At 34.2% G+C, this 21,830-nt stretch carries 14 protein-coding genes and 4 pseudogenes; 10 read left to right on the plus strand and 8 right to left on the minus strand.

Translation table 11 applies throughout. The features are described 5' to 3' along the window. Positions 1 to 177: 177 nt before the first annotated feature. A complete protein-coding gene (locus tag BAQ46_RS24635; RefSeq protein WP_071742974.1) occupies positions 178 to 3,141 on the minus strand; it encodes a Tn3 family transposase in 2,964 nt (987 codons plus the stop codon). A 309-nt stretch (positions 3,142 to 3,450) separates the two neighbouring features. Beyond that, positions 3,451 to 4,578: an exosporium leader peptide-containing protein gene (locus tag BAQ46_RS24640; protein WP_071742976.1), complete on the minus strand. Its 1,128-nt coding sequence runs from the start codon at positions 4,576 to 4,578 to the stop codon at positions 3,451 to 3,453. A gap of 348 nt (positions 4,579 to 4,926) precedes the next feature. Here BAQ46_RS24640 and BAQ46_RS24645 point away from each other — a divergent pair, with 348 nt between their 5' ends. After that, positions 4,927 to 5,496: a recombinase family protein gene (locus BAQ46_RS24645; RefSeq protein WP_000583544.1), complete on the plus strand. Its 570-nt coding sequence runs from the start codon at positions 4,927 to 4,929 to the stop codon at positions 5,494 to 5,496. Positions 5,497 to 5,840: 344 nt separating this feature from the next. On the opposite strand, the gene BAQ46_RS24650 is transcribed toward BAQ46_RS24645, so the two are convergent. Then, positions 5,841 to 6,917 (minus strand): Ger(x)C family spore germination protein, encoded by a 1,077-nt coding sequence (locus BAQ46_RS24650; RefSeq protein WP_000724497.1) that lies wholly within the window; start codon positions 6,915 to 6,917, stop codon positions 5,841 to 5,843. 177 nt (positions 6,918 to 7,094) lie between these two features. Here BAQ46_RS24650 and BAQ46_RS30220 point away from each other — a divergent pair. The 5 genes and pseudogenes from BAQ46_RS30220 to BAQ46_RS24690 form a co-directional block, all read left to right on the plus strand. Further along, positions 7,095 to 7,261, plus strand: a pseudogene (locus BAQ46_RS30220) (IS4 family transposase); the annotation flags it as partial. Positions 7,262 to 7,413: 152 nt separating this feature from the next. Beyond that, positions 7,414 to 7,644: pseudogene (locus BAQ46_RS24660) on the plus strand (helix-turn-helix domain-containing protein); the annotation flags it as partial. Between the two features lie 719 nt (positions 7,645 to 8,363). Next, positions 8,364 to 9,527: a Ger(x)C family spore germination protein gene (locus tag BAQ46_RS24670; RefSeq protein WP_000876124.1), complete on the plus strand. Its 1,164-nt coding sequence runs from the start codon at positions 8,364 to 8,366 to the stop codon at positions 9,525 to 9,527. Between the two features lie 420 nt (positions 9,528 to 9,947). Further along, positions 9,948 to 10,295: pseudogene (locus BAQ46_RS31615) on the plus strand (DUF421 domain-containing protein). Between the two features lie 1,232 nt (positions 10,296 to 11,527). Further along, a complete protein-coding gene (locus BAQ46_RS24690) occupies positions 11,528 to 11,833 on the plus strand; it encodes an ArsR/SmtB family transcription factor (RefSeq protein WP_001123520.1) in 306 nt (101 codons plus the stop codon). Positions 11,834 to 11,989: 156 nt separating this feature from the next. Here BAQ46_RS24690 and BAQ46_RS24695 read toward each other — a convergent pair whose 3' ends face one another. From BAQ46_RS24695 to BAQ46_RS24715, 5 genes are all read right to left on the minus strand, one after another. After that, the gene (locus tag BAQ46_RS24695) at positions 11,990 to 13,144 is read right to left on the minus strand and encodes a Ger(x)C family spore germination protein (protein ID WP_000766211.1); all 1,155 of its coding nucleotides are present in this window, start codon (positions 13,142 to 13,144) and stop codon (positions 11,990 to 11,992) included. Continuing rightward, the gene (locus tag BAQ46_RS24700; RefSeq protein WP_001255449.1) at positions 13,141 to 14,676 is read right to left on the minus strand and encodes a spore germination protein; all 1,536 of its coding nucleotides are present in this window, start codon (positions 14,674 to 14,676) and stop codon (positions 13,141 to 13,143) included. Before BAQ46_RS24700 ends, BAQ46_RS24695 begins: the two co-directional genes overlap by 4 nt. Before the next feature lie 3 nt (positions 14,677 to 14,679). Continuing rightward, complete coding sequence (locus BAQ46_RS24705; RefSeq protein ID WP_001190587.1) at positions 14,680 to 15,759, minus strand: GerAB/ArcD/ProY family transporter; 1,080 nt, start codon at positions 15,757 to 15,759, stop codon at positions 14,680 to 14,682. Between the two features lie 321 nt (positions 15,760 to 16,080). Further along, on the minus strand, positions 16,081 to 16,926 hold the full coding sequence (locus BAQ46_RS24710; protein WP_000383879.1) for an AraC family transcriptional regulator: 846 nt from the start codon (positions 16,924 to 16,926) through the stop codon (positions 16,081 to 16,083). A 112-nt stretch (positions 16,927 to 17,038) separates the two neighbouring features. Next, a complete protein-coding gene (locus BAQ46_RS24715; protein WP_001226075.1) occupies positions 17,039 to 17,614 on the minus strand; it encodes a recombinase family protein in 576 nt (191 codons plus the stop codon). Between the two features lie 147 nt (positions 17,615 to 17,761). Between BAQ46_RS24715 and BAQ46_RS24720 the strand changes: the two genes are divergently transcribed. From BAQ46_RS24720 to BAQ46_RS24735, 4 genes and pseudogenes are all read left to right on the plus strand, one after another. Beyond that, a complete protein-coding gene (locus tag BAQ46_RS24720; RefSeq protein WP_000861527.1) occupies positions 17,762 to 20,728 on the plus strand; it encodes a Tn3 family transposase in 2,967 nt (988 codons plus the stop codon). A gap of 118 nt (positions 20,729 to 20,846) precedes the next feature. Further along, a pseudogene (locus tag BAQ46_RS24725) lies at positions 20,847 to 21,043 on the plus strand (AbrB family transcriptional regulator). Between the two features lie 60 nt (positions 21,044 to 21,103). Next, positions 21,104 to 21,337 carry an RNA chaperone Hfq gene (gene hfq / locus BAQ46_RS24730; RefSeq protein WP_000850601.1) on the plus strand — a complete coding sequence of 78 codons (234 nt, stop codon included), beginning with the start codon at positions 21,104 to 21,106 and terminating at the stop codon, positions 21,335 to 21,337. Positions 21,338 to 21,562: 225 nt separating this feature from the next. After that, positions 21,563 to 21,754 carry a hypothetical protein gene (locus BAQ46_RS24735; protein ID WP_000283264.1) on the plus strand — a complete coding sequence of 64 codons (192 nt, stop codon included), beginning with the start codon at positions 21,563 to 21,565 and terminating at the stop codon, positions 21,752 to 21,754. Positions 21,755 to 21,830: the final 76 nt, after the last annotated feature.

Raw genomic sequence — 21,830 nt, forward strand, 5'->3', positions numbered from 1 at the left:
TATTTTTAAAGTAGTGCACAAGTGCAAAATCACAAAAAAGATCACCTATGAAATTTTGTAGGTGGTCTTTTCATGTTCGTTAAATAAACTTTGGATTCAATTAGGGGTACAGCCAGCATTTCGGAAAAAAACCACGCTAAGCAAATTTATATGAAAAAAGAGCCGTATTTTACTCCGTTAAGAGTAAATCGGCTCTTTTATATTCAAAGGGCGTAAGGATTGTAAACTTGTTGCATGTAATCCCTCAAACTTATATTCACCCAAGAAATTGATGTGTTCCCAACCTAAAGGCCATATATACGGCATTAAATCCTCTCGAAATTCGCCTGTATCTTTTAATTCTTCTACGGCTTTTTCCATATAGACCGTATTCCATACACTTATCGCATTAATAATAATATTAAGTGCACTGGCCCGTTGCAATTGATCTTGGAGGGCTCTTTCTCTAAACTCTCCGCTCTTTCCGAAAAATATAGCTCTGGCTAAGGCATTTGTGGCTTCGCCTTTATTTAAGCCTTTTTGTATTTTTCTCCTCACTGATTTACTCGAAATATAATCTAAGGTAAAGATCGTTTTTTCTATTCGACCCATTTCACCAAGGGCGGTCGCTAATTTATTTTGTCTTGCATAAGATCCAAGTTTCCCCATTATAAGTGAGCTAGATACTTTACCTGTTCTTACGGAGTATGCTAACCGTAAAACATCATTGTAATTTTCTTGAATAACCTTTAAATTAATTTTCCCTTTTAATAGTGACTGAACATTTGGATATTCTTGCACACCGTTAATAGTAAAAAGTTTTGTATCCATTAAGTCACGAATACGTGGTGCAAAGCGGAAGCCTAGAAGATGTGTTAATCCGAAAACTTGATCTGTATATCCGGCGGTATCTGTATAATGTTCTTCAATCATGAGGTCTGTTTCATGATGAAGTAAACCGTCAAGGACGTATAGTGCATCTCGGGCATTTGTATTAATTACTTTTAAATAGAAGGAAGCAAATTGATCACTTATAAACCTATAGATAGTTGCTCCTCTTCCTGTTCCATAATGCGGGTTTGAATCAGCATGTAAAGAGCGAACGCCAATAGGTACCCGCATTCCATCTGAAGACGATGTATTACCGTCTCCCCAATATGTTGCTAATTGTCGCCTGTGTTGAAAGTTAACTAGAACAGACTGAGCTCGAACCATAGCATCATCATACATTCTCCATTGTGCAGTGTTTGCCATTTGTCTATAAGAGATTCCAGGAGTAGCCTCTGCCATTTTTGTAAGACCAATATTTGTACCCATTGCCATCAGAGTTGCTAATACTACATTCTTCTCTTCTTTATCAGGAGATTTGTTCGTTGAAGCATGAATAAATTGCTCATGAAATCCAGTCCAGCTGGAAACTTCTAATAGTAAATCTGTGAGCTTTATTCTTGGTAACATATTATGTAGACGGATACTAAATGCTTTTGCTTCTTCTGGAGTCCCTTTATCTAACCTCTCCACATATAGCTTTCCTTGGCTGATATCAACACCTTCTAATTTTTCACTATTTTTTGATAACCAGTCCAAACGTTGGTTTAGCGAAGTAATCCTTTCTGTTAAGTACTCCTCGACCGTTAAAGGAACTGCCAAGTAATTTTCCGCATTTATTATGTTTCTCCAATCCTCTTCAGATATTAAGTAATCATCAAATGCCTTATGCTGTCTACTTCCTGAAACAAATACATCTCCTGATCTTATGTAATTTCGCAACTCTGTTAATGCTGCAAGTTCGTAATAATGTCGGTTAACATTCCCTTCGTCGTCATACACATGTTTTTGCCAGCGATTTGATACAAAATTCAAAGGTGCACTCATCGGTACTTTTCGCTTTCCGTTTATGTTTAAATCATGTATAGTATGAAGCGCTTGAAGTACTGGCTCTGCCGATTTAGTTGATCCAAACTGGAAGACCCTTAATAGGGTAGGCGCATACCGCCTGATATAAGAATATCTAGTCTCCAACAAATCTAAATAATCATAGCTTATAGGTCTTGATAACTGTGTGGCTTCCTCAACCGATTCCACCATTTTATCCCACGGCATAACGTCATCTAGAGCTGTAAAAGCATCTTTTCCTACTTCTTTCGCTTCAATAAGTGCTCCACATATCTTGATAAATTGTACAAGTTTTTCATTCAGTTTTTTACCATTTACTTTTTGCATCTCATCTTGTGCTTTTTTTCCTTTTAATTGAAGATTCATCATAATACGGTCGTGTATTTCAATTGCATAATCGATTAAATCTTGTGTAATTTCTAGCATAAAAGCAACTAAAATACTGTATCTTCTCACTTCATCAAACCTTCTAAAGGCATATGGTTCATATTTTGATCCTAATCTTGCAAGCTGCCGAAGGCGGTTGGAATTAATCTTGCTCGTATCAACTACAAGCCCTATATCTTTTACATATTCAAATCGCTCCACAACCTTGAGGAAAGACTCTGGTGATGGTTGAGAGGGAAGTTGTTTTAACCAAGCCAATGGCGAAATTCCATTATTTGTGGGTAGAAGTAAAGCATCTATTCTTTTCTTTTGCTCAGATGTTAAGTCATCATACAAAATACTGTATACTTTTTGATCTGCTTGCTGTTTGGCTTCCCAAACTATATTTTCAATTACATACATGGCAGGAAGAATAACTTTTGATTTCCGTAACATGGACAGTGCTATTTCAATTAAATGAAGTGAATTGCTGTTTTCCATAGCTTGTTGTGTGAGATGTTTCAACAGATTTTCTTCATGGCTAGAAGAAAAATTAGTGAAATTATACTCCTCACGAATTTCACTAAGATGCTCCCATAATGTGTTATTACGATTGGCATATTTAGAAAACCCTTCTGCAGGAATCTGTAGCTGTCTTGCGATATGCTTGATTACTGACATAGGAATATCGTTATACTCAGTTAAAGCCCATCCAGGATAACGAATTAATGCCAGTTGAAGAGCGAAACCTAAACGATTATATCCTCTACGATGCTTGAAGATTAAATGTAAGTCATGTTTAGAAAAGGTATGAAATGTTACCAAATCCCATTCTGTTAAACGTGATAAATCCATTAATTCATTTCGTTGTGCCTCCGACAGTAATTGTTTAACTCCCATTCTTTCTTTTTTCCTCTCTTTAAGAATTTATTTTTATTTTTTAGTTTAAATTGTTTAAAGTTATGGAGCGCAATGTTGTATATACGGTTAATAAAGATCTCTGCAGATGCTATAAGGGGACATGAGAATAGCCTTTATTATACAAATTATAGCATTTAACTAAGTATAATTTGATTAGTATATATCAAATGTAAAATCCCAGTCTTAATCCATAAAAAAAGAGCCCTATATCCCTTGGGCTCTACCATAAATTCGTATACAATAGTAGTCCTTCAAAACTAGTATTGTATGTATATAGTATTAATTTTTTTAAACTGCAGTAGATATAAATACAGAGTATACAGCACTTTGAGTAATTCCTGGAGTTATAAAAAGTGAGATAGCATCTGTCCTTGCAACTGGATTACCAGGTATTGTACTAGTCCATGTAACTGTTGCAGGGGCTACCACTGGATTAGGATTAAATACCTTTACAGGTTGTGCTCCAATATCAGTTGGTTTAATCGAAAACACTATAGTTCCAGTAATATTGGCTGTAAGTGTAAGCGTAATTGTAGAGACTATTTGACCAGCACCCGGTGAAGCTAGATTAGTAGGTACATTATCACATACTCGCAACAAATATACACCTGTACCTAAGTTATTTACATTTATAGAAGCAGAAAACGCAACAACACTACCAGCTCCTGCTGTTACATAAGGGAGCGTTTGTGAATCTGCACCAGGTGATCCTGCTATGCGCTGAAATCCCGCATTAGTACCACCAAAAAGGATAGCCTTTGTAGAAGTTGTTGCTGTAGCGCCAGTAGCTCCGGTAGGTCCTGTAGCTCCGGTAGGTCCTGTAGCTCCGGTAGGTCCTGTAACTCCCGTAGGACCAGTAGCTCCCGTAGGACCTGTAACTCCAGTAGGACCTGTAACTCCGGTAGAACCAGTGGCTCCTGTAGGACCAGTGGCTCCCGTAGGACCAGTAGCTCCCGTAGGACCTGTAACTCCAGTAGGTCCTGTAGAACCAGTTGTTCCGGTAGCTCCAGTAGGTCCTGTAATTCCCGTAGGACCTGTAACTCCGGTAGGTCCTGTAATTCCCGTAGGACCTGTATCTCCGGTAGGTCCTGTAGTTCCCGTAGAACCAGTGGCTCCGCTAGGACCGGTGGCTCCAGTAGGACCTGTAACTCCGGTAGAACCAGTGGCTCCAGTAGGACCAGTAGCTCCCGTAGGACCTGTAACTCCCGTAGGACCTGTAACTCCGGTAGAACCAGTGGCTCCAGTAGGACCAGTAGCTCCAGTGGGACCAGTAGCTCCGGTCGGACCGGTCGGTAGTGTAAATGGTGGAGTTGGCGGCAATGTAGGGCCTACAAGACTAGGATCAAACGCTGCAGCAGATATGAAATCAGCTTGGGCTAATTCGTTTGAATACTTTTTTTCATTCTCATCTGACATTATATACCTCCTTTCTCTTTAAAAAATTTATTTAATGTAGGGCTTGTACATACTATAAATTATAAAAGAAACAGTCTTTTCTAAAATAATTGAAAATATTCTTTGGATTTTCAAAGATTTATTTATTATTAATCAAGGTTAATCTCATTTGTATTTTATAAACAAATCCATTAAAAGAACTCTTACCAAAAACCAATATTTTTGTAACATTTCTCATCTTGCTTCTATTTCTATATTTATAAGGTTTTTTGAGTTGCAAAAAATAGTTACCAAAAGTATTACCAAATACCTTTACAATAAATGAACCTTCGGTACAATGTAAATATATGATTGTACAGGAGGAAGCAAATGATTATTGGTTATGCACGCGTATCTACTATCGATCAAAATTTAGATCGGCAAATCCATTCACTTACTGAATACGGATGTGAAAAAGTCATACAAGAGAAATTCACTGGAACGATTCGAGAAAGACAAGGTCTTATAAATTTGTTTGATGTGATAAGAAAAGGAGATACTGTTGTAGTTGAAAGTATCTCACGTTTAGGACGGAAAACATTAGATATCCTAAGTATTATCCAACAGTTCGAAGAAATAGGAGTTCAATTTGTATCATTGAAAGAGAATATGGATACAAGAACGCCTACAGGTAAGGCTATGTTGCAAATGATGTGTGTCATTGCAGAATTAGAAAGAAATTTAATTGCGGAACGAGTGAAAGAAGGATTAGAAGCAAGTAAGAAACGTGGAAAAAAATTAGGTAGACCCAAATTAGAAAAAGAAAAACTCTCAATTGCATTACGCATGTATGACAGTAAAGAATACTCTATTAAAGAAATTGTAGAAGGAACTGGTGTATCACAAGGTTCTCTTTATCGAGCAATTAATCAACGAAAACTCGAAGAAACACAGAGGTGACAAATCTCTGTGTTTTTACTTTGCGGTCTATGACTGCAACCCTGTCACTACCCCCATATTGGTGAAATAAAAGTGGGTTCAAGTCTTTAATTCAATACAAAAATGTCAATTCTATTATGGAATTGACATTTTTGTATTGAATGAGTAGCGTATTTTTGTCATATATAAGCAATGAAAATTGCATTGAATAGATAATAGCACAATTAGACATAAAGGGAAACTTAGATTTGTTTAGCATATAATTTTTGGAAAAACTAATTTGTTTTTATATTTGAAAGTATTACAAGCCTCGGCAAACATATAGATGGTTTTCATAAAACTCATGGTAAACCATTTCAATTTTCTTACTCAACGACTCCTGAATTTTCAATATTTACAATGTATTTCACTTTTACTGGTACTGTTTTATATATTTTGTTCCATTCTTTTAACTTAAATGATTTATAATGCTGTTTAAATTTAGAGCCTAAACCAAGTGGATCTACATTTAGATTTTGTAGTTTTTTTAGTAGCTTTTTACTATCTGTATTAAGTTGTTTTTCTATGTTCTTTGTTATTATCTCGAAATTCTTTTTATTTTCTAGACTTATTCTTTTTGAGACTTCTTGCAGACGAGCATCCACTTTAACTTGAATATAAAAAGATGGTTTTCCATTTTTAATCCGAACATGATAGGAAGGAGTGGAACGGATGTTGTTAATTAATACATAACCGCCGTGGCTTTTAAATTCTTGAGAGTTCAATCTATGTTTTTCAAGCAATCCTCTAAAAACAAACATCTCTTTTGGTTCCAATTTCCCTACATATGTTTCTTCATTGAAAAGAGCTAAACCTTGAATTTTTATTTTATCTTTTTGTTTTTTTAATATTGGCAGAAAATTATCTTGTCCTACTGTGTAATAGCGATTAGAGTTATGATGTAAATTATCATACGGTAATGAACCTGTTTCCATATTGTGTTCCAACAGATTTTTTATATAAATTGCAACATTAAAGTTATTTTGATATTTTCCAGAGAATAGATCATATCCATTACCTTCCAGTATCCCTAGATATATTGAGTGTCCTATACTACTATCTCGTAGAAGTGTATCATACGCTACCGCTATATCTTTTTTAGCTAATTTTTCTGTAAAAAGAGCAACACGTAATTGGCCAATGGCAAACGGCTGTGCAGATTCGAAAAAGGCATTTTCTCTTCCTTGTTTTACTGTGTTTGCAATATTCTCAAATACTTGAACTTTATGACCTTTTTGTTGAATAGGACAGACAATTGTTGCTTTTATTTTATCTTTTGTTGTATCGTATACAACGCCTTGAATTAATTGAACATCATCAATAAGAGACTTTTGCAAGCATCCTGTCATAAATATTAATGAAATACCAAATAGTATAATTTGTTTTTGTGTAATTTTTTTCATATTCCCTCCATCCAGTCACAAATCAAATTGAAAAGTAACTCGTTGTAAGTTTTGGATTATATTGTATTAATTATTAAATTATAGGATTTGATTATTTATGATATTTTCCCATAATAATCACCATTATATGTATGTTTTTATTAAAACTACCAATAATAGCAATTATGTAAAAAGTAAACGAATACACGTATTTATCAAAAAATCCTAACCTTAATTATTTTCAAGATGGAAGAATCAAAAAAGGTATAGAGTATATACAGATAGATATGGAGATTTTAATGAACTCTCTTCAACTAGGACAAACATGTGAAATGTCCAACGCTTATGTAGGAAGGACTAATCGATAGCTTTTTATATAGCTTAAAGTAATTTTTAATCAAACTTTATCCTAAACCTACAGAAGAAACGCAACAGTAAAAAACTTTGCGTTTCTTTTTTATTGTTATATTTATTGGAAACTACTTTGCACTTCCCGGCACAGTTGCTCCTTCTCCCCCTAAAAGAAGGATTAGAAGCAAGTAAGAAACGTGGAAAAAGATTAGGTAGGCCTAAATTAGAAAAAGAAAAACTCTCAATTGCATTACGCATGTATGACAGTAAAGAATACTCTATTAAAGAAATTGTAGAAGGAACTGGTGTATCACAAGGTTCTTTTTATCGAGCAATTAATCAACCTCTAAGTTTTTCGATGCTCCCTTTACATATCCAAGAGCCAATTTACTCTTAACGGGGTAAAATACGGCTCTTTTCGCATATAAATTTGCTTAGCGTGGTTTTTTTCAAAAATGCTGGCGGTACCCCTTAAAGAGGGATAGCTCTTTTCTCGTATATATTTCTTTGTATTAGTGTAATCTAACTAAAAACTTACTGAAAAGGAAGTTTAATGGGTGAATTTGTTAAAGCTAGGGTTAGGCTACTCAAATTGATGGGACAAACAATTGGTATTGTAGGTGGTCATATAATTTGGGAATTGGTAGTGAATGCAATGATTATAAATCCGCTTTTATATAGTGCCACCTCGTAGTGATTAATATTTCAGTTGCTGCAGTTACTGTATTTTCACTTCCTCATATATAGCATCGTAATTCGGTATCGGATTTTAATTTTTGTGTTTTTGCTAATAGTGAATGATGTAGGATTACATGGGATTATTTTAGCTCTTATTGTACATATGATTCATTTTATAAATTTAAGATTGTTAGTGTTTTTTTACAACACCTATTGCTTCTTCACCTTAAAGGGATAGGAAGGAAGAAATTATTCGTCTCCCAAAATCGACGTTGAAAGAAAGACGAGAAGTTTGCAAATAATAGATTCTAAAATACGTTCAAGGGAACAAGATAGTGCAATGCAAACTTTATTTTTAAAAGGTTGGGTTGATATGAAGTTTGTTGAGCTAGTACCTTTCCAGTTTTTTATTTTATATAAAATGGAGGAATCGCTGGAGTGAAATACCTTTTTAAAATTATTATAGTTACGCTTTTAGTTGGATCTATCAGCGGTTGCTCCGAGTTAGTAGAAATAGAAGAAAGGGGATTTGTAGTAGGAGCTGCTTATGATATTGTGAAGGAAAAGCAATCAAATCCAATTATGAAAGGGACCTATCAAGTGGTACTCCCTCATGTGGCACAACAAGGTGGACAGGGTGATGGAGATAGTGGTAATTTTATTAATGTGAGTGCAAAGGCAGATAGCGTTTTTGAACAAATACAAATTATCGCTAAAAAAATCAGTCGTACATTGTTCTTCCCGCATATACAAGTAATTATTTTTTCTGAAGAGTTACTCTCGAATCCATATATTTTACAGAATACGTTAGATGTATATATTCGAGATCATGAAATGAGACGAAATATCCGTCTATTCGTTACTGAGGAAAATGCAGAAGCTGTATTGAATCAAAGTGCAAAACCTGAAAATTTACCGGCACAGTATATTGATATGTTAGCTGAACATCCTCCGAAAAACGCTCAAATGGTTGGGGCTGCAAGAATTGGTGATGTGCAGGAAAAGATTATTTCAAAACGAAGTTTTGTATTACCTATCTTAAAGTTAACAGAACAGGGGATACAAATGGGAGGGGCTGCACTGTTTCGTGGAAAAGATAACAAGTATATTGGAACGTTAAGCGGGGAACAAACAATGGGAATTAATTATATAATAGGCAGAAAAATAGGAGGTTTCTTTACCATACGTAAAAAAAATCAGCTTATTACATATGAAATTCATAAGTTGCACCGAAAAATAAAGATATTTACTGAAAATACCTTAAAACCGAAATTTGATATTCATTTATCCTTGGAGGGTACATTGGCTGAGTTGCACTTTAATGATCATAAAAGGGGTCTGAATGAAAAGCGTTTAGAGAAGGATATTTCGAGGGAAATGGAGAAGCGCATCCAAAAATCAATTAAGCTTGTTCAAAAAAAATATAAGGTAGATGTATTAGAACTAGGAGAAGTGTATAAGCGGCATAATTATAAAGAATGGAAAAAAATCAGTAAGAATTGGGATCAAGGAAAAAATTATTTTAGTGATGCCGAAATTACTGTTCATGTTCATCCGACTATTGAACATTCAGGTTCAGCTTTACCCAAGAGAGTAAAATAAAGTGATTTCTGCCTTTACGTATTAGACATTAACTGCACAATGTTATTAGTGGGAAGACAATAATGGGAAAAAATATCCCAAAGGGTAGTAGAAGCTGTTGAATTATATAATTATAAACAAACAGTGTCGCTCGAACAGATTAACTTTCCATGACAGAAACAACTGAGATAGTAATAGGCGCAGACCTATCAACATCCATTACAAAGGCAATACCCGTTACTAAAAGCACATCTTGCAAAATATTAAGTAAAGTAGTATTTCAAGTACAAAAAGGAAATGTAAAATGAAGATTCGTTGTTAGAGGGAGATTATATGAATTTTATTTGAGAATCATTTATTTTAATCTTGAGTGGTATTCTTTTATTACGAATAGCATGTAGAGAGTTTACTTCGCAGATGACATTAGCACAAGCTGTAGTAATGATTTCTATTGGTACAGTTATTGTACGACCTATAGTAGAAAAAAGTGTATTAAAGGCAATTGTAAGTTCATTTATATTTGTCATTTCAGTGGTTATTATAGAATATCTACAATTAAAATCTAATGCATTCCAGGAGTTTATTACTGGTAAGCGTAAAACAGTGATTAAAAATGGTATTTTAAATGTTTCTAACTTGAAGAAAATGCGTTTAACAGTAGGTCAATTAGAAATGACGTTACGTAACTAAGGAATTTCAAAGGTTAGAGATGTAAAAACAGCAACACTAGAACCCAATGGTCAATTAGAGTATGAATTAGAAGCGGATGCTAAGCCGTTAACAGTATGAGTCTTAAAAGGATTAATTTAACCCCAATTTTCAAATCAAAATATACTATCAGATAACCCAACAGACTTACAATCAAAAAATAATAATTCAAATATACTTCAAGAGAAGGATGTATAATCTGATTTTAAAAATCATGATTTGAAGTAAGAAATAAAAAATGCAGCTAGCGAAACCTAAATGCTCCCACAAACACTGCAACAAAGGACCACTTCACAAAGTATGTGTAAATACCAGTTTATACCACCCTAATCTTAAAAAAGTACCAGTTATAAATAAAAGATTTTTAAGTATCGTAAATGTTACTTTCATCTTATATACTCCTGTTAAAAAGTTTCTATAATAGAGCAGTCAGTAAAACTAATTTGACTTGTCATACATGCTTATCAGGCTAAGTTTAGGTTTTCTATGAACTATATAAAAATAGGTTGTTTTAAGTAAGTTATGTTGCGTTAGCAACTTAATTTGAATAGTTTTCCTCACTTTAATGCAACACAAATGACATTGTGTCGCATTAAACGACCTTATCGTTGTTCAAATCACTTATTTTCATGTCAGGATTTTAACGTGGGGGTTTTCAGAAGTGATGTCCCCTTCTATAAGTTTTATATAACAAAGAAAAAATCATCTACTTTCGTGGATACTTCATCGTATTTAATTAAATGAAAGTAAACCTTTGGGTAAAATTCAATTGGATTTTAACTAAATTTGTAATGAATTTCTCAATACAGATATACTGCCTAATTACGGGTATAATATTCAAAATTAACAAAAAGTAGGTTATGATATAAATATGATAGTTATCCTTTTGTTTACTCCTTGTGCTAAAGATAAGATTATGTTCCCTGATCTTATCTTTTTATTTTTGGATTTTAGATACAAAAAGGAACCTTTAATAGCTTAAAACTACCCTGTCACTAGGCTAGAAAGATGAAAAGCTTCAAATCCCGGTCTCTACGCAGCAGATTAAAGTAGTAAAAATTACTTGAAGGAAAACGCTTGGACGTAAATTAGAAGTACCAGGAAATATACAGCAAAGAGAACTAAATGGGTTATATATTATAATAACATCGGAAGCAATGAGAGATACCAAGAGAACATAGGGAAATTCTTTGGGAATGATATGGTTATAAAAACATAAGCACTTGAAGGGATCCCTTGTGTATCTAAACATTTGCCAAACAAATAAATGATGTTAGGATGTAGAAAAGGTACACTAACAAGGAGAAGTGATTATGCCAAAAGCTTTCTATATGAATATTAATGATTACGAGAGACCTGCAGATATATTGCGGATGCTTGGACATCCCATGCGTTTGATGATAGTTCGAGAATTAATTTTAAAAGGTCCATTAAATGTATCCCAGTTACAGAAGCTACTACGTGTTCCACAATCTACAATGTCACAGCAATTAATAAAGTTAAAACAGTTTAAGATGGTTTCCTATGACCGAAAAGGAAATGAGATTTATTATATAGTGAGTGACGAAAAAGTGATTGAGAGTATGAAGGGATTAGAATGTTTGCAACAGTGGACGTAAGAAGATATGAAAAATCTCCTTATTTCTATAGTAGGGGTAGCGTCAGGAAAATGCGGATTTACAACGTTAAGGAATTCAATATAAAAAAGCCTAATTTCTCGGTGTTGCAAGAGCTTAGGCCTTTTTAAAAAACTATAAATACCGTTTGAATTAATATTAGGATCCATCTTGGTACTTCAACTTTCCGGAGTTAACTAAATTAACTTTAACTTTTAAATTCTTTATACTGTGTTCATTTAAGTAAAACGAGTCTGTTTTTACTTCTTCTTTCCATTTTCTTGGATTCTGACGGTATAATGATTCACCTAATTTGTAGATATCTGCATTTATTTCTATTCCTTTTTCAAAGGATTTTAGAATTTCTAATTTGATAATATCTTCAGTTTTTGTAATCAACTCTTTATCACTAATTTCCTTGATCTTCTCATTTATTCCAGCTTGAACTTCAACTCGAATATTAAAAAGTATGGGCTTACTACTCATAATAGGGGAAATTGTAATCTTAGGTTTCTCTATCACTACGGAAACAACAGCGCTATCATTCTCAATAATCCACACAGGAGATCGAACGTTTTTTTCATCCATCCATCTTAGACCGTTTAAATCAGTCTCAGAAAGCCATCCTTCTAGGCGATTATTCCTTACAAAGAACGCTCCATCATTTCTTAATAATGGTGCTTTTTTGGATTCTTCTTTCCAATTTTCTGTTGAAATTTTAAGTGATGGGATATAAGCAGTTTGCCCCATCGGATCACTATCTCTAATAAATTGATAAAATTGTTTAGGTTGTATGTAAGACCGTTGTTTATACCTTTCCTTTGGTTCATGGAGAATGGTAGACAACCCCGATAATGTAAAAAAGGCTTTTGTTTTAAGTATATCATCAATGGGTTCCTTTGTAGCGTATAAGAGAATATTATAGCGTATTTCTCGGTACCGATTAATAAAATCAATAGAGTCTTTAATATCTTGTCTGAGCAGTCTTTCGCTTAATATTATTGTAGATACATGTCCCCAAAAAAGTCTTTGTTGAGCATCCTTATATAATTGATTTAATGCTTCCGTAATGGTAAAACCTTCACCTCTTCCTATCCACACTGGTGGTTGTTTATCAGGTCTAGCCCCCTCTAACTTAGCAACGTTAGAAAAGTCAAGTAACTGAGCATAAGCTATATATTTTCCTTCTTTAAAATCTATACCAAGAGCTGCAACATAATAAATATCTTGAACTTCTTTAATATTCCAACATCCAGATAACATTGCACTAGTGATAAGCATCATAATTATTAGTTTTATTTTGTGCAGCTTCACTGTTTTCCTTCTCCTTCGTCCGTTTTAGAACTATCATTGGTTCGGAGATAATCAACTCTATGTCTATAACTTCTCCACGGTAAACGAAACAATCCCTTGAAAAAATCTGAACTAGATTTTGGGAAAACTAAAGCTAAGTAAGGGATTCCAAAGGAACGTAATCTTGAGATATAAAGAACGATTACGAATCCGGCAAGCATAAATCCATATAACCCCATCAAAATTGAACATAATAGTACAAACCCTCTGAGTATGGATACTGCTCCTGCTAATATTTGGTTTACTAAGGTATATCCCGCAATAGCAGATAAAGCAGTAATAACAATGACAGAAGGGGAGATAAAACCCGAACGGATTGCAGCATCCCCAATGATTAGTCCGCCTACCACTGAAAGGGTTTGACCAAGGGGGGAGGGTAATCTTTGACCGGCTTCACGGAACATCTCAAAAAGGAACAAAACAATTATAAGCTCAAGTGGTGCTGGAAATGGTAGACCTGATCTTGCAACAGTCACAGTCGCAAGAAGAGGGAAAGGAATTTGATCTTGGTGATAAGCAAGTAATGCCATCCAAAATCCGGGTAGGAAGACAGCTAAAAGAAATCCTATCCACCGATAAAAGCGTGCAAATGATACAGTTAGAAAATTAAAGTGGGAATCTTCTGCAGCTTTTATTAAAAAAGTTATAGTAACAGGAGCGATAATAACAATTGGGGAGCCATCAATTATAATCACTACTCTACCTTGCAATAAGCATTCCACTGCAAAATCTGGTCTAGCTGTATCACCACAAAGAGGAAAAATAGATAAAGATTGTTTCGATACCATCTCTTGAATTTGAGTTGAACTAATTACGCCATCGATATCAATTAAAGTTAGACATTCTCGAATGTTATCTAAAATCTCTAAATTAACTACATCTTTTAAATATAATATCCCTATTTGAGTTTGGGTCCGTTTACCTAACGTCAACGTTTGATAAGACAAGGTGGGATGTCTTAATCTTTTACGAATAAGTGCCACGTTTGTTGAAATATCTTCAATAAAATTGTCTCTTGGCCCACGTACGGATATTTCGTAATTAGACTGTTCAGTAGAACGGTTTGGTTTATTTGAAGCATTGACAGAAAAAAAGGTAAGCGACTTAGGAAAATACAGAACTAAATTTCCGTTAAATATTTCCAAAGAGATAGACTCTAACCCTTCTCCCACTTTTAAAGGTGTCCACTCTAGCTCTTGTTGATACTTATGGATTTCTTCCTTTAAGAAAAGATATTGATGTTTTTGAGCTATTTTTTCTAATTGAGGAATAACAATCTGATTTATTTGTTTTTTGTCCACTAAACTTTCGCAATAAATGAAAAAGGTCTCAACAGCTTTTTCTTCACTCCCAATTTTATGGAGAACAACTTTGACATCCTCACTATTTTGATATGTTGAACGTATTTTTTCCTCATTTAATATTGGATTTGGTTTATAGATAGAAAATTTTCCATTACCCTCTTTTTTTGTATTCTGATTCCATCTTCGCAAGGATTATCTCTCCTTTCCTCTTTTTAGAAAAACTAAAAGTCCTAATACTATTGAAAAGGAAAGTAAAAATAAAAAAGTTAAATGAAAATAAACATTTTGTAAAAAACGAACAAATTCGATATCACTTATAGGAAGAAGAACAGCCACAAATGTAATTAGTGAACTGATTCCTATTAATACATTCCTTTTTTTCTCGTTTTTAAATGAAAATAATTGTCCAATAATATATAAACCAAAACTAATCCTAATAAATCCACCTGATAACCATTGGTAAATTGAAAAGAAATCTACATGTTCGATATACTTTCCTATCTTCAATAATCTCCATTCTTCGTAAGCAGGATACCTCTGATTAGAAGCCTCTTCAGGTCCAAAAATAGCAATAGAACCCAATAAAGGTCCAAGCGTTAAGCCTATCAATACTAAGCCGAGCATAATAAAACTCCGTGACTTGATATTCATTTTTAATTTATGTTGAATAAAAAATATTAAAGTCACTTCTAGCAGAGAACCTAAACTATAGACGGTTCCTTTGATAACGGGTGTCAATCCATTCTCAAGGATAGGGAATAATTGAGAATAATCCTTATGAGGAAAATTAAGACTCATAACGAAAAAGCCTAATGCAACAACAAATACTAATAAAAAACCTGAGAGAATAGATAAGGTTGTAAAGGTAGAAGTTGCAGCAAAAAAGCAGATAACTAAAAATAGCATTGCTAATATAGGCGCAGGACTTTGTGGGAAATAGGATGTAACGGTCCATACAATCATATCCTTTAAGGTAACTCCAATAAATAAGAGGATAAATATATATATTAAAAAACATAATCCCCTTGCAATAATTTTGCCAAAATGGTTATTTAACCATGAATACAGATGTGTATGGTCTAATTTTTTCATAATAAATTGAATAAAAAGTAACCAACCGAGAATGAATCCTCCAGATAAGAGGACAGAAATCCACGAATCCCTCTTTGAGATCGCTAATAACATAGGAATTACCATTACGTGATTCATTAAGCCAATACTCATCATAAACAAAACAAATACTTGTGAAAAATTTGCTTTATGTGATTGCATTGTTAAACCTACTATCTGATTAGGATTTAATAATTAATGAGCAAATAAAATAAAATTTATTTCTAGGTTACTCAAAGGTATTCTTTCCATTTATTAATTAATTATCCATAAAACACCTCATATTATACTCATTAGCATCAAACCATCCCCACACGGTTTGGAATATTTTTGCGATAATCTCCTAAAGGAAGCGCTTCAGGTAAATGGTGATTACAACAATAAGGAAATTTCAATATAAAAAGCCTTATTTCTCGCCAACTTAATCGAGAAATAAGGCTTTTTTGTTCACTATAAACAGAGTTCTATTATTGAATATGTAAATTACTTAGGGATGACAGGAACCCAGAGTTCATGTCTTGGTTTATGATTCGGCCCGTAATAACATTCTATACATGGTAAATTTGCAAGTTCGTACTCGGAGGTAGGGACCCACTCGGAATATAATCGTTTCCATGCATCTACTATGTTCGGAAAAACTGCCCATGTACTTGCGGGAAGAATAAGCGTCTCCATATTTGAGGGGGGGTCACCATCGTATCTTACGCCCATGAAATAGGAAAACTTTTCATCTGTGATGGCTGCTTCTTTTCCGCAAACCCCCAGAAGGCTTTCAAGCGTGCATTTTGGGTTTTCCCATGACATATCTACTAGTTCTTGCATAAATCCATCTTTTTTCGCAGTGTTCCAAAGCGTAGGGATTGTTTTAAATGCTCTGCTTGTTTTTACTGGCTTGCTTTTTCCGACAATTCTTAATTCAAAATCAAGGTTTTCAATTCTGTAGTCCATCTCGGTATCTCCTTTAATAGAAATTTGAAAGGAAATTTTGGGAAAGGCTTTTAACTGTACCCCTCTATTACGAGCATTGGAAGGGGTTACCCCATGCATTTTTTGAAAAGCACGTGAGAAAGTATCAGAAGAAATATAACCATATTTAATTGCCACATCGATGATCCGAATATCACTTTTTTGAATTTCAAATGCTGCAAGTGTTAACCGTCTTCGTCTAATATATTCTGATAGCGATACACCTGAGATTGAAGAGAACATTCTTGAAAAATGAAACTCAGAACAGTTAGCTGCTTTTGCAATCTCTTTGTAGTCTATTTCTTCATCCAGGCTATTTTCAATGTAGTTTAACGCATTGTTCATTCTTTCTAGCCAATCCATAAGTTTACTCCCTTTCAATATTTACTTTAAAACAAAATAGATAATAATTACCGACATTTCATGCCTAAAAATGTTGGTGAAAAAATACACCTTTTGATAGAATCAGGACAAACTATTTGTTTCTTTCCGATAGATTTCTATATAATGAAGCCCTAGATACATTAGTAATTTCACAAATTTGATTTACAGTCATGCCGCCTTCTTTATATAGTTTTACTGCATAATTCATCCCTGCGTGATTTTTATGATACTTCTTTAAACGCCCCTTAAACTTTCCTTCTTTCTTTGTTAACTCAATCCCTTCACGTTGACGCATACGGATAAGGTCGCGCTCTAATTGGTTCACACCAGCCATTACTGTAATTAAGAATTGGCTGTATGGATTATCCTCTGATAAATTTAGCCATGTATCCTTGAGTGATTTTAAGCTTGCCTTTTTCCTTCGTATTAAATCAATCAATTCAAATAAATCCTGCGTACTCCGAGTGATCCGAGTTAAGTCTGTAACATAAATAATGTCGCCTTCCTGTAAATCCTGCAACATTTTTTGAAGTTGCTCGCGATTCTTTGTTGCACCAGAAACTTTTTCTTCAAAAATAATATCCATCCCGATTTCGTTTAATTGCTGAAATTGCCTTGAAGGATTTTGGTTAGTCGAACTGACACGTATATAACCAATTTTCCGCATAATATCACCTCATTTTTGAGATAAGTCTTATGAGACACTCTTAACTATGATTTTATCAGTCTACTATAATTGTATCAATAGAGTACACTCTATTGATTTATAATTGAACTAATTAACTGAACAATTACAGAAATGAGATGATACTGTATGAAAGTTGCGAGAGGTAGAGAATTGCTTACATCGGAACAGCGACAGGTCCTTATGCAAATTCCTGAAGACGAGTGGGTGCTAGGAACCTACTACACTTTTTCCAAACGGGATTTAGAAATTATCAATAAGCGAAGGAGAGAAGAAAACCGTTTAGGGTTCGCCGTTCAATTAGCTGTTCTTCGATATCCCGGTTGGCCATACACTCATATCAAAAACATCCCGGATTCAGTCATACATTATATATCAAAACAAATCGGTGCTAGTCCATCCTCGCTAAAGCTTTATCCTCAAAGAGACAATACACTTTGGGATCATTTGAAAGAAATTCGAATTGAATATAAACTAGTAACTTTTACTCTGAAAGAATATAGAATGACATTTAAGCACCTACATCAATTGGCTTTGGAAAATGGTGATGCCATTCATCTACTACATGAATGCATAGATTTTCTAAGAAAAAACAAAATCATACTGCCTGCTATCACTACACTTGAAAGAATAGTGTGGGAAGCAAGGGCAATGGCTGAAAAGAAGCTATTTAACACGGTTAGTCAATCCCTAACAAATGAACAAAAAGAAAAACTTGAAGATATTATTACCTTGCAGCATTCGTCAGAATCCAATAAAACGATATTGGGTTGGTTAAAAGAACCACCGGGACATCCTTCACCCGAAACCTTTTTAAAAGTAATAGAACGACTCGAATACATACGAGGAATGGAATTAGAAACGGTGCAAATTAATCATTTGCACCGCAATCGCCTGTTACAGCTGTCTCGCTTGGGTTCAAGATATGAACCTTATGCATTCCGTGATTTTCAGGAAAATAAACGATATTCAATACTAACCGTCTATTTATTACATCTTAATCAAGATTTGACGGATAAAGCTTTTGAAATTCATGACAGACAAATACTTAGTCTCTTATCAAAAGGTCGTAAGGCTCAAGAGGAAATTCAGAAACTGAACGGTAAAAAGCTGAATGAGAAAGTTATACACTTTACGAACATCGGACAAGCTTTGATCAAAGCAAAACAGGAAAAATTAGACGTTTTTGAGGTTTTAGAATCCGTTATTGAATGGAATTCTTTTGTCTCTTCGGTCGAAGAAGCCCAGGAGCTTGCACGTCCTGCTGACTATGATTATTTAGACTTACTGCAAAAACGATTTTATTCACTAAGAAAATATACGCCAACGCTATTAAGGGTGTTGGAATTTCATTCTACAAAGGCAAATGAGCCACTTTTACAAGCTGTAGAGATTATCCGAGGAATGAACGAATCCGGAAAACGAAAAGTACCTGATGACTCACCTGTGGATTTTATTTCAAAACGTTGGAAAAAGCATTTATACGAGAATGATGGTACAACAATCAATCGTCATTACTATGAAATGGCTGTTTTAACAGAACTTCGGGAGCATGTTCGGGCAGGAGATGTTTCCATTGTTGGCAGCAGACAATATAGAGATTTTGAGGAATATTTGTTTTCCGAATTTACATGGAATCAAACGAAAGAGAATACGAGATTATCAGTTAGTTTATCATTCGAAGATTATATAACGGAGAGAACCAGCAGCCTTAATGAAAGGTTAAAGTGGTTAACTGCCAATTCCAACAAGTTAGATGGAGTTTCTCTTGATAAAGGAAAGCTGTCACTTGCACGCTTAGAAAAAGATGTACCAGAAGAAGCAAAAAAGTTTAGTGCAAGCCTTTATCAGATGCTACCAAGAATAAAATTAACCGATTTACTGATGGATATTGCTTATATAACAGGATTTCATGAGCAATTTACTCATGCTTCCAATAATCGAAAACCGGATAAAGAAGAAACGATTATTATTATGGCTGCCCTTTTAGGAATGGGAATGAATATAGGTGTAAGCAAGATGGCTGAAGCAACACCCGGACTTACATATAAGCAATTAGCCAATGTATCTCAATGGCGCATGTATGAAGATGCAATGAATAAAGCCCAAGCCGTATTAGTAAATTTTCATCACAAATTACAATTGTCTTCCTATTGGGGAGACGGTACAACATCCTCATCAGACGGTATGAGAATGCAGTTAGGTGTTTCATCACTACATGCAGATGCAAACCCACATTATGGAACTGGAAAAGGAGCCACCATCTACCGTTTTACTAGTGATCAATTCTCTTCCTACTACACAAAGATTATTCATACTAATTCAAGGGATGCGATTCATGTTTTAGATGGTTTGTTGCACCATGAAACGGATTTAAACATAGAAGAGCATTATACAGACACAGCTGGTTACACAGATCAAATATTCGGACTGACTCATTTATTAGGATTTAAATTTGCCCCAAGAATAAGAGATTTAGCAGACTCAAAATTATTTACAATAGATAAAGCAAGTGAGTATCCAAAATTAGAAGCCATTTTACGTGGACAAATAAATACAAAGGTCATTAAAGAAAATTATGAGGATGTTTTGCGATTAGCTCACTCAATAAGAGAAGGAACAGTTTCAGCATCCCTTATTATGGGGAAACTAGGATCTTATTCAAGACAAAACAGCTTGGCTATAGCCTTACGTGAGATGGGTCGAATAGAAAAAACAATTTTTATTTTGAATTATATATCGGATGAATCATTAAGAAGAAAAATACAAAGGGGATTAAATAAAGGAGAAGCCATGAACGGATTAGCAAGAGCTATTTTCTTCGGAAAACAAGGTGAGCTTAGGGAACGGACTATACAACATCAATTGCAAAGAGCCAGTGCTTTAAACATAATCATCAATGCTATTAGTATTTGGAATACCTTACATCTAACTAAAGCAGTTGAATATCAAAAACAGTCTGGTAGTTTTAATGAAGAATTATTACACCATATGTCGCCTCTAGGTTGGGAACATATTAATCTACTAGGAGAATATCATTTTAATTCGGAGAAAGTGGTCTCGTTAGATTCTTTAAGACCATTAAAACTTTCTTAACGTTGTAAAAATGGGGGAATCGTCAGGAAAATAGGCTTAGCGTTGTAAATCCGCATTTTCCTGACGGGACCCCTAGTATATAGTTTTAAAATAACGAAAAGTAGATAATTTAGGACGAATTGTAATACCAAAAGAAACAAGAAAAAATTCATAGGTGGATACAGTGGATGCGCTAGAGATCTTTGTAGAAAAAGATGCGATTATTCTACAAAAATATACAGCTCATGGCGCTTGTCCTACCACAGGAGAAATACTTCAAAGAATGTAAAACTAGTAGGGGGAAGGCTAACGCTAATTCCAAACGGCGCAAAATAACAGTTAGCTGAACTAGAACCATACAGAGCGACTGTATGAGGAGAATAGGGGGAGAACTCATTGAAAACGAAATTACAATCATTTCAAAAGGATAGAAGTAAGAACATGCTATTTTCACAGGAATACTTATTACAAGAAGCGTTTCAAAAGAGGAAGAATATCATGTTAATTCTGTTAAAAGGACTACATATAAAAGGAATAATAAGAGGATATGATATTTTTTCTATTTTAATAGAATATGAGGGGAAGCAACAGCTTGTATATAAACATGCAATCTCCACGATTCGATTCTAAAGCCCACGGACGGGACTTTCGCACATTTGTAGTTACCTGATACCTTTAGAAAAATAACTAGGAGTATAACTTTTATGTTATAATTTAAGACTCAGCCAATATTTATACTATACAACGACGTCTAAAACAGTAACTGAAAAACCCATCCCTATTCTATATAGATATGGGTTTTTCTACTTCTGATTTATCATATAAAACCCAACATGAAGCGGAGAGAATGGTACTATGTATCCTAAGTTTTTTGATAAAATGGCCTTTTCAAAAGAACATAAAGATTTATTAATTCAATTATATAATAAAGAAATTACAAGGAACGAGTATAATCGTGTATTAAACAATCTATATGAGACAAAGCCTAAGGTAAAAGAAAATGAGAACCAAGATAACGTGCTGGGTTCTGCTGCAAAATTTTTTTAACAGATAAAAAATTAGTAAGATTACAGTTTACTCTTTTTTCACAAGTCTTGCCCCAATTTGAAATATGAAAGTAACA

Source organism: Bacillus paranthracis (assembly GCF_001883995.1).
GTDB lineage: Bacteria > Bacillota > Bacilli > Bacillales > Bacillaceae_G > Bacillus_A > Bacillus_A paranthracis.

What these genes read in the sequence shown, in the direction of transcription:
- BAQ46_RS24635 (WP_071742974.1), bottom strand. Translation starts at nt 3,141, where the DNA reads ATGGGAGTTAAACAATTACTGTCGGAGGCACAACGAAATGAATTAATG.
- BAQ46_RS24640 (WP_071742976.1), bottom strand. Translation starts at nt 4,578, where the DNA reads ATGTCAGATGAGAATGAAAAAAAGTATTCAAACGAATTAGCCCAAGCT.
- BAQ46_RS24645 (WP_000583544.1), top strand. Translation starts at nt 4,927, where the DNA reads ATGATTATTGGTTATGCACGCGTATCTACTATCGATCAAAATTTAGAT.
- BAQ46_RS24650 (WP_000724497.1), bottom strand. Translation starts at nt 6,917, where the DNA reads ATGAAAAAAATTACACAAAAACAAATTATACTATTTGGTATTTCATTA.
- BAQ46_RS24690 (WP_001123520.1), top strand. Translation starts at nt 11,528, where the DNA reads ATGCCAAAAGCTTTCTATATGAATATTAATGATTACGAGAGACCTGCA.
- BAQ46_RS24705 (WP_001190587.1), bottom strand. Translation starts at nt 15,759, where the DNA reads ATGCAATCACATAAAGCAAATTTTTCACAAGTATTTGTTTTGTTTATG.
- BAQ46_RS24710 (WP_000383879.1), bottom strand. Translation starts at nt 16,926, where the DNA reads ATGGATTGGCTAGAAAGAATGAACAATGCGTTAAACTACATTGAAAAT.
- BAQ46_RS24715 (WP_001226075.1), bottom strand. Translation starts at nt 17,614, where the DNA reads ATGCGGAAAATTGGTTATATACGTGTCAGTTCGACTAACCAAAATCCT.
- BAQ46_RS24720 (WP_000861527.1), top strand. Translation starts at nt 17,762, where the DNA reads ATGAAAGTTGCGAGAGGTAGAGAATTGCTTACATCGGAACAGCGACAG.
- BAQ46_RS24735 (WP_000283264.1), top strand. Translation starts at nt 21,563, where the DNA reads ATGTATCCTAAGTTTTTTGATAAAATGGCCTTTTCAAAAGAACATAAA.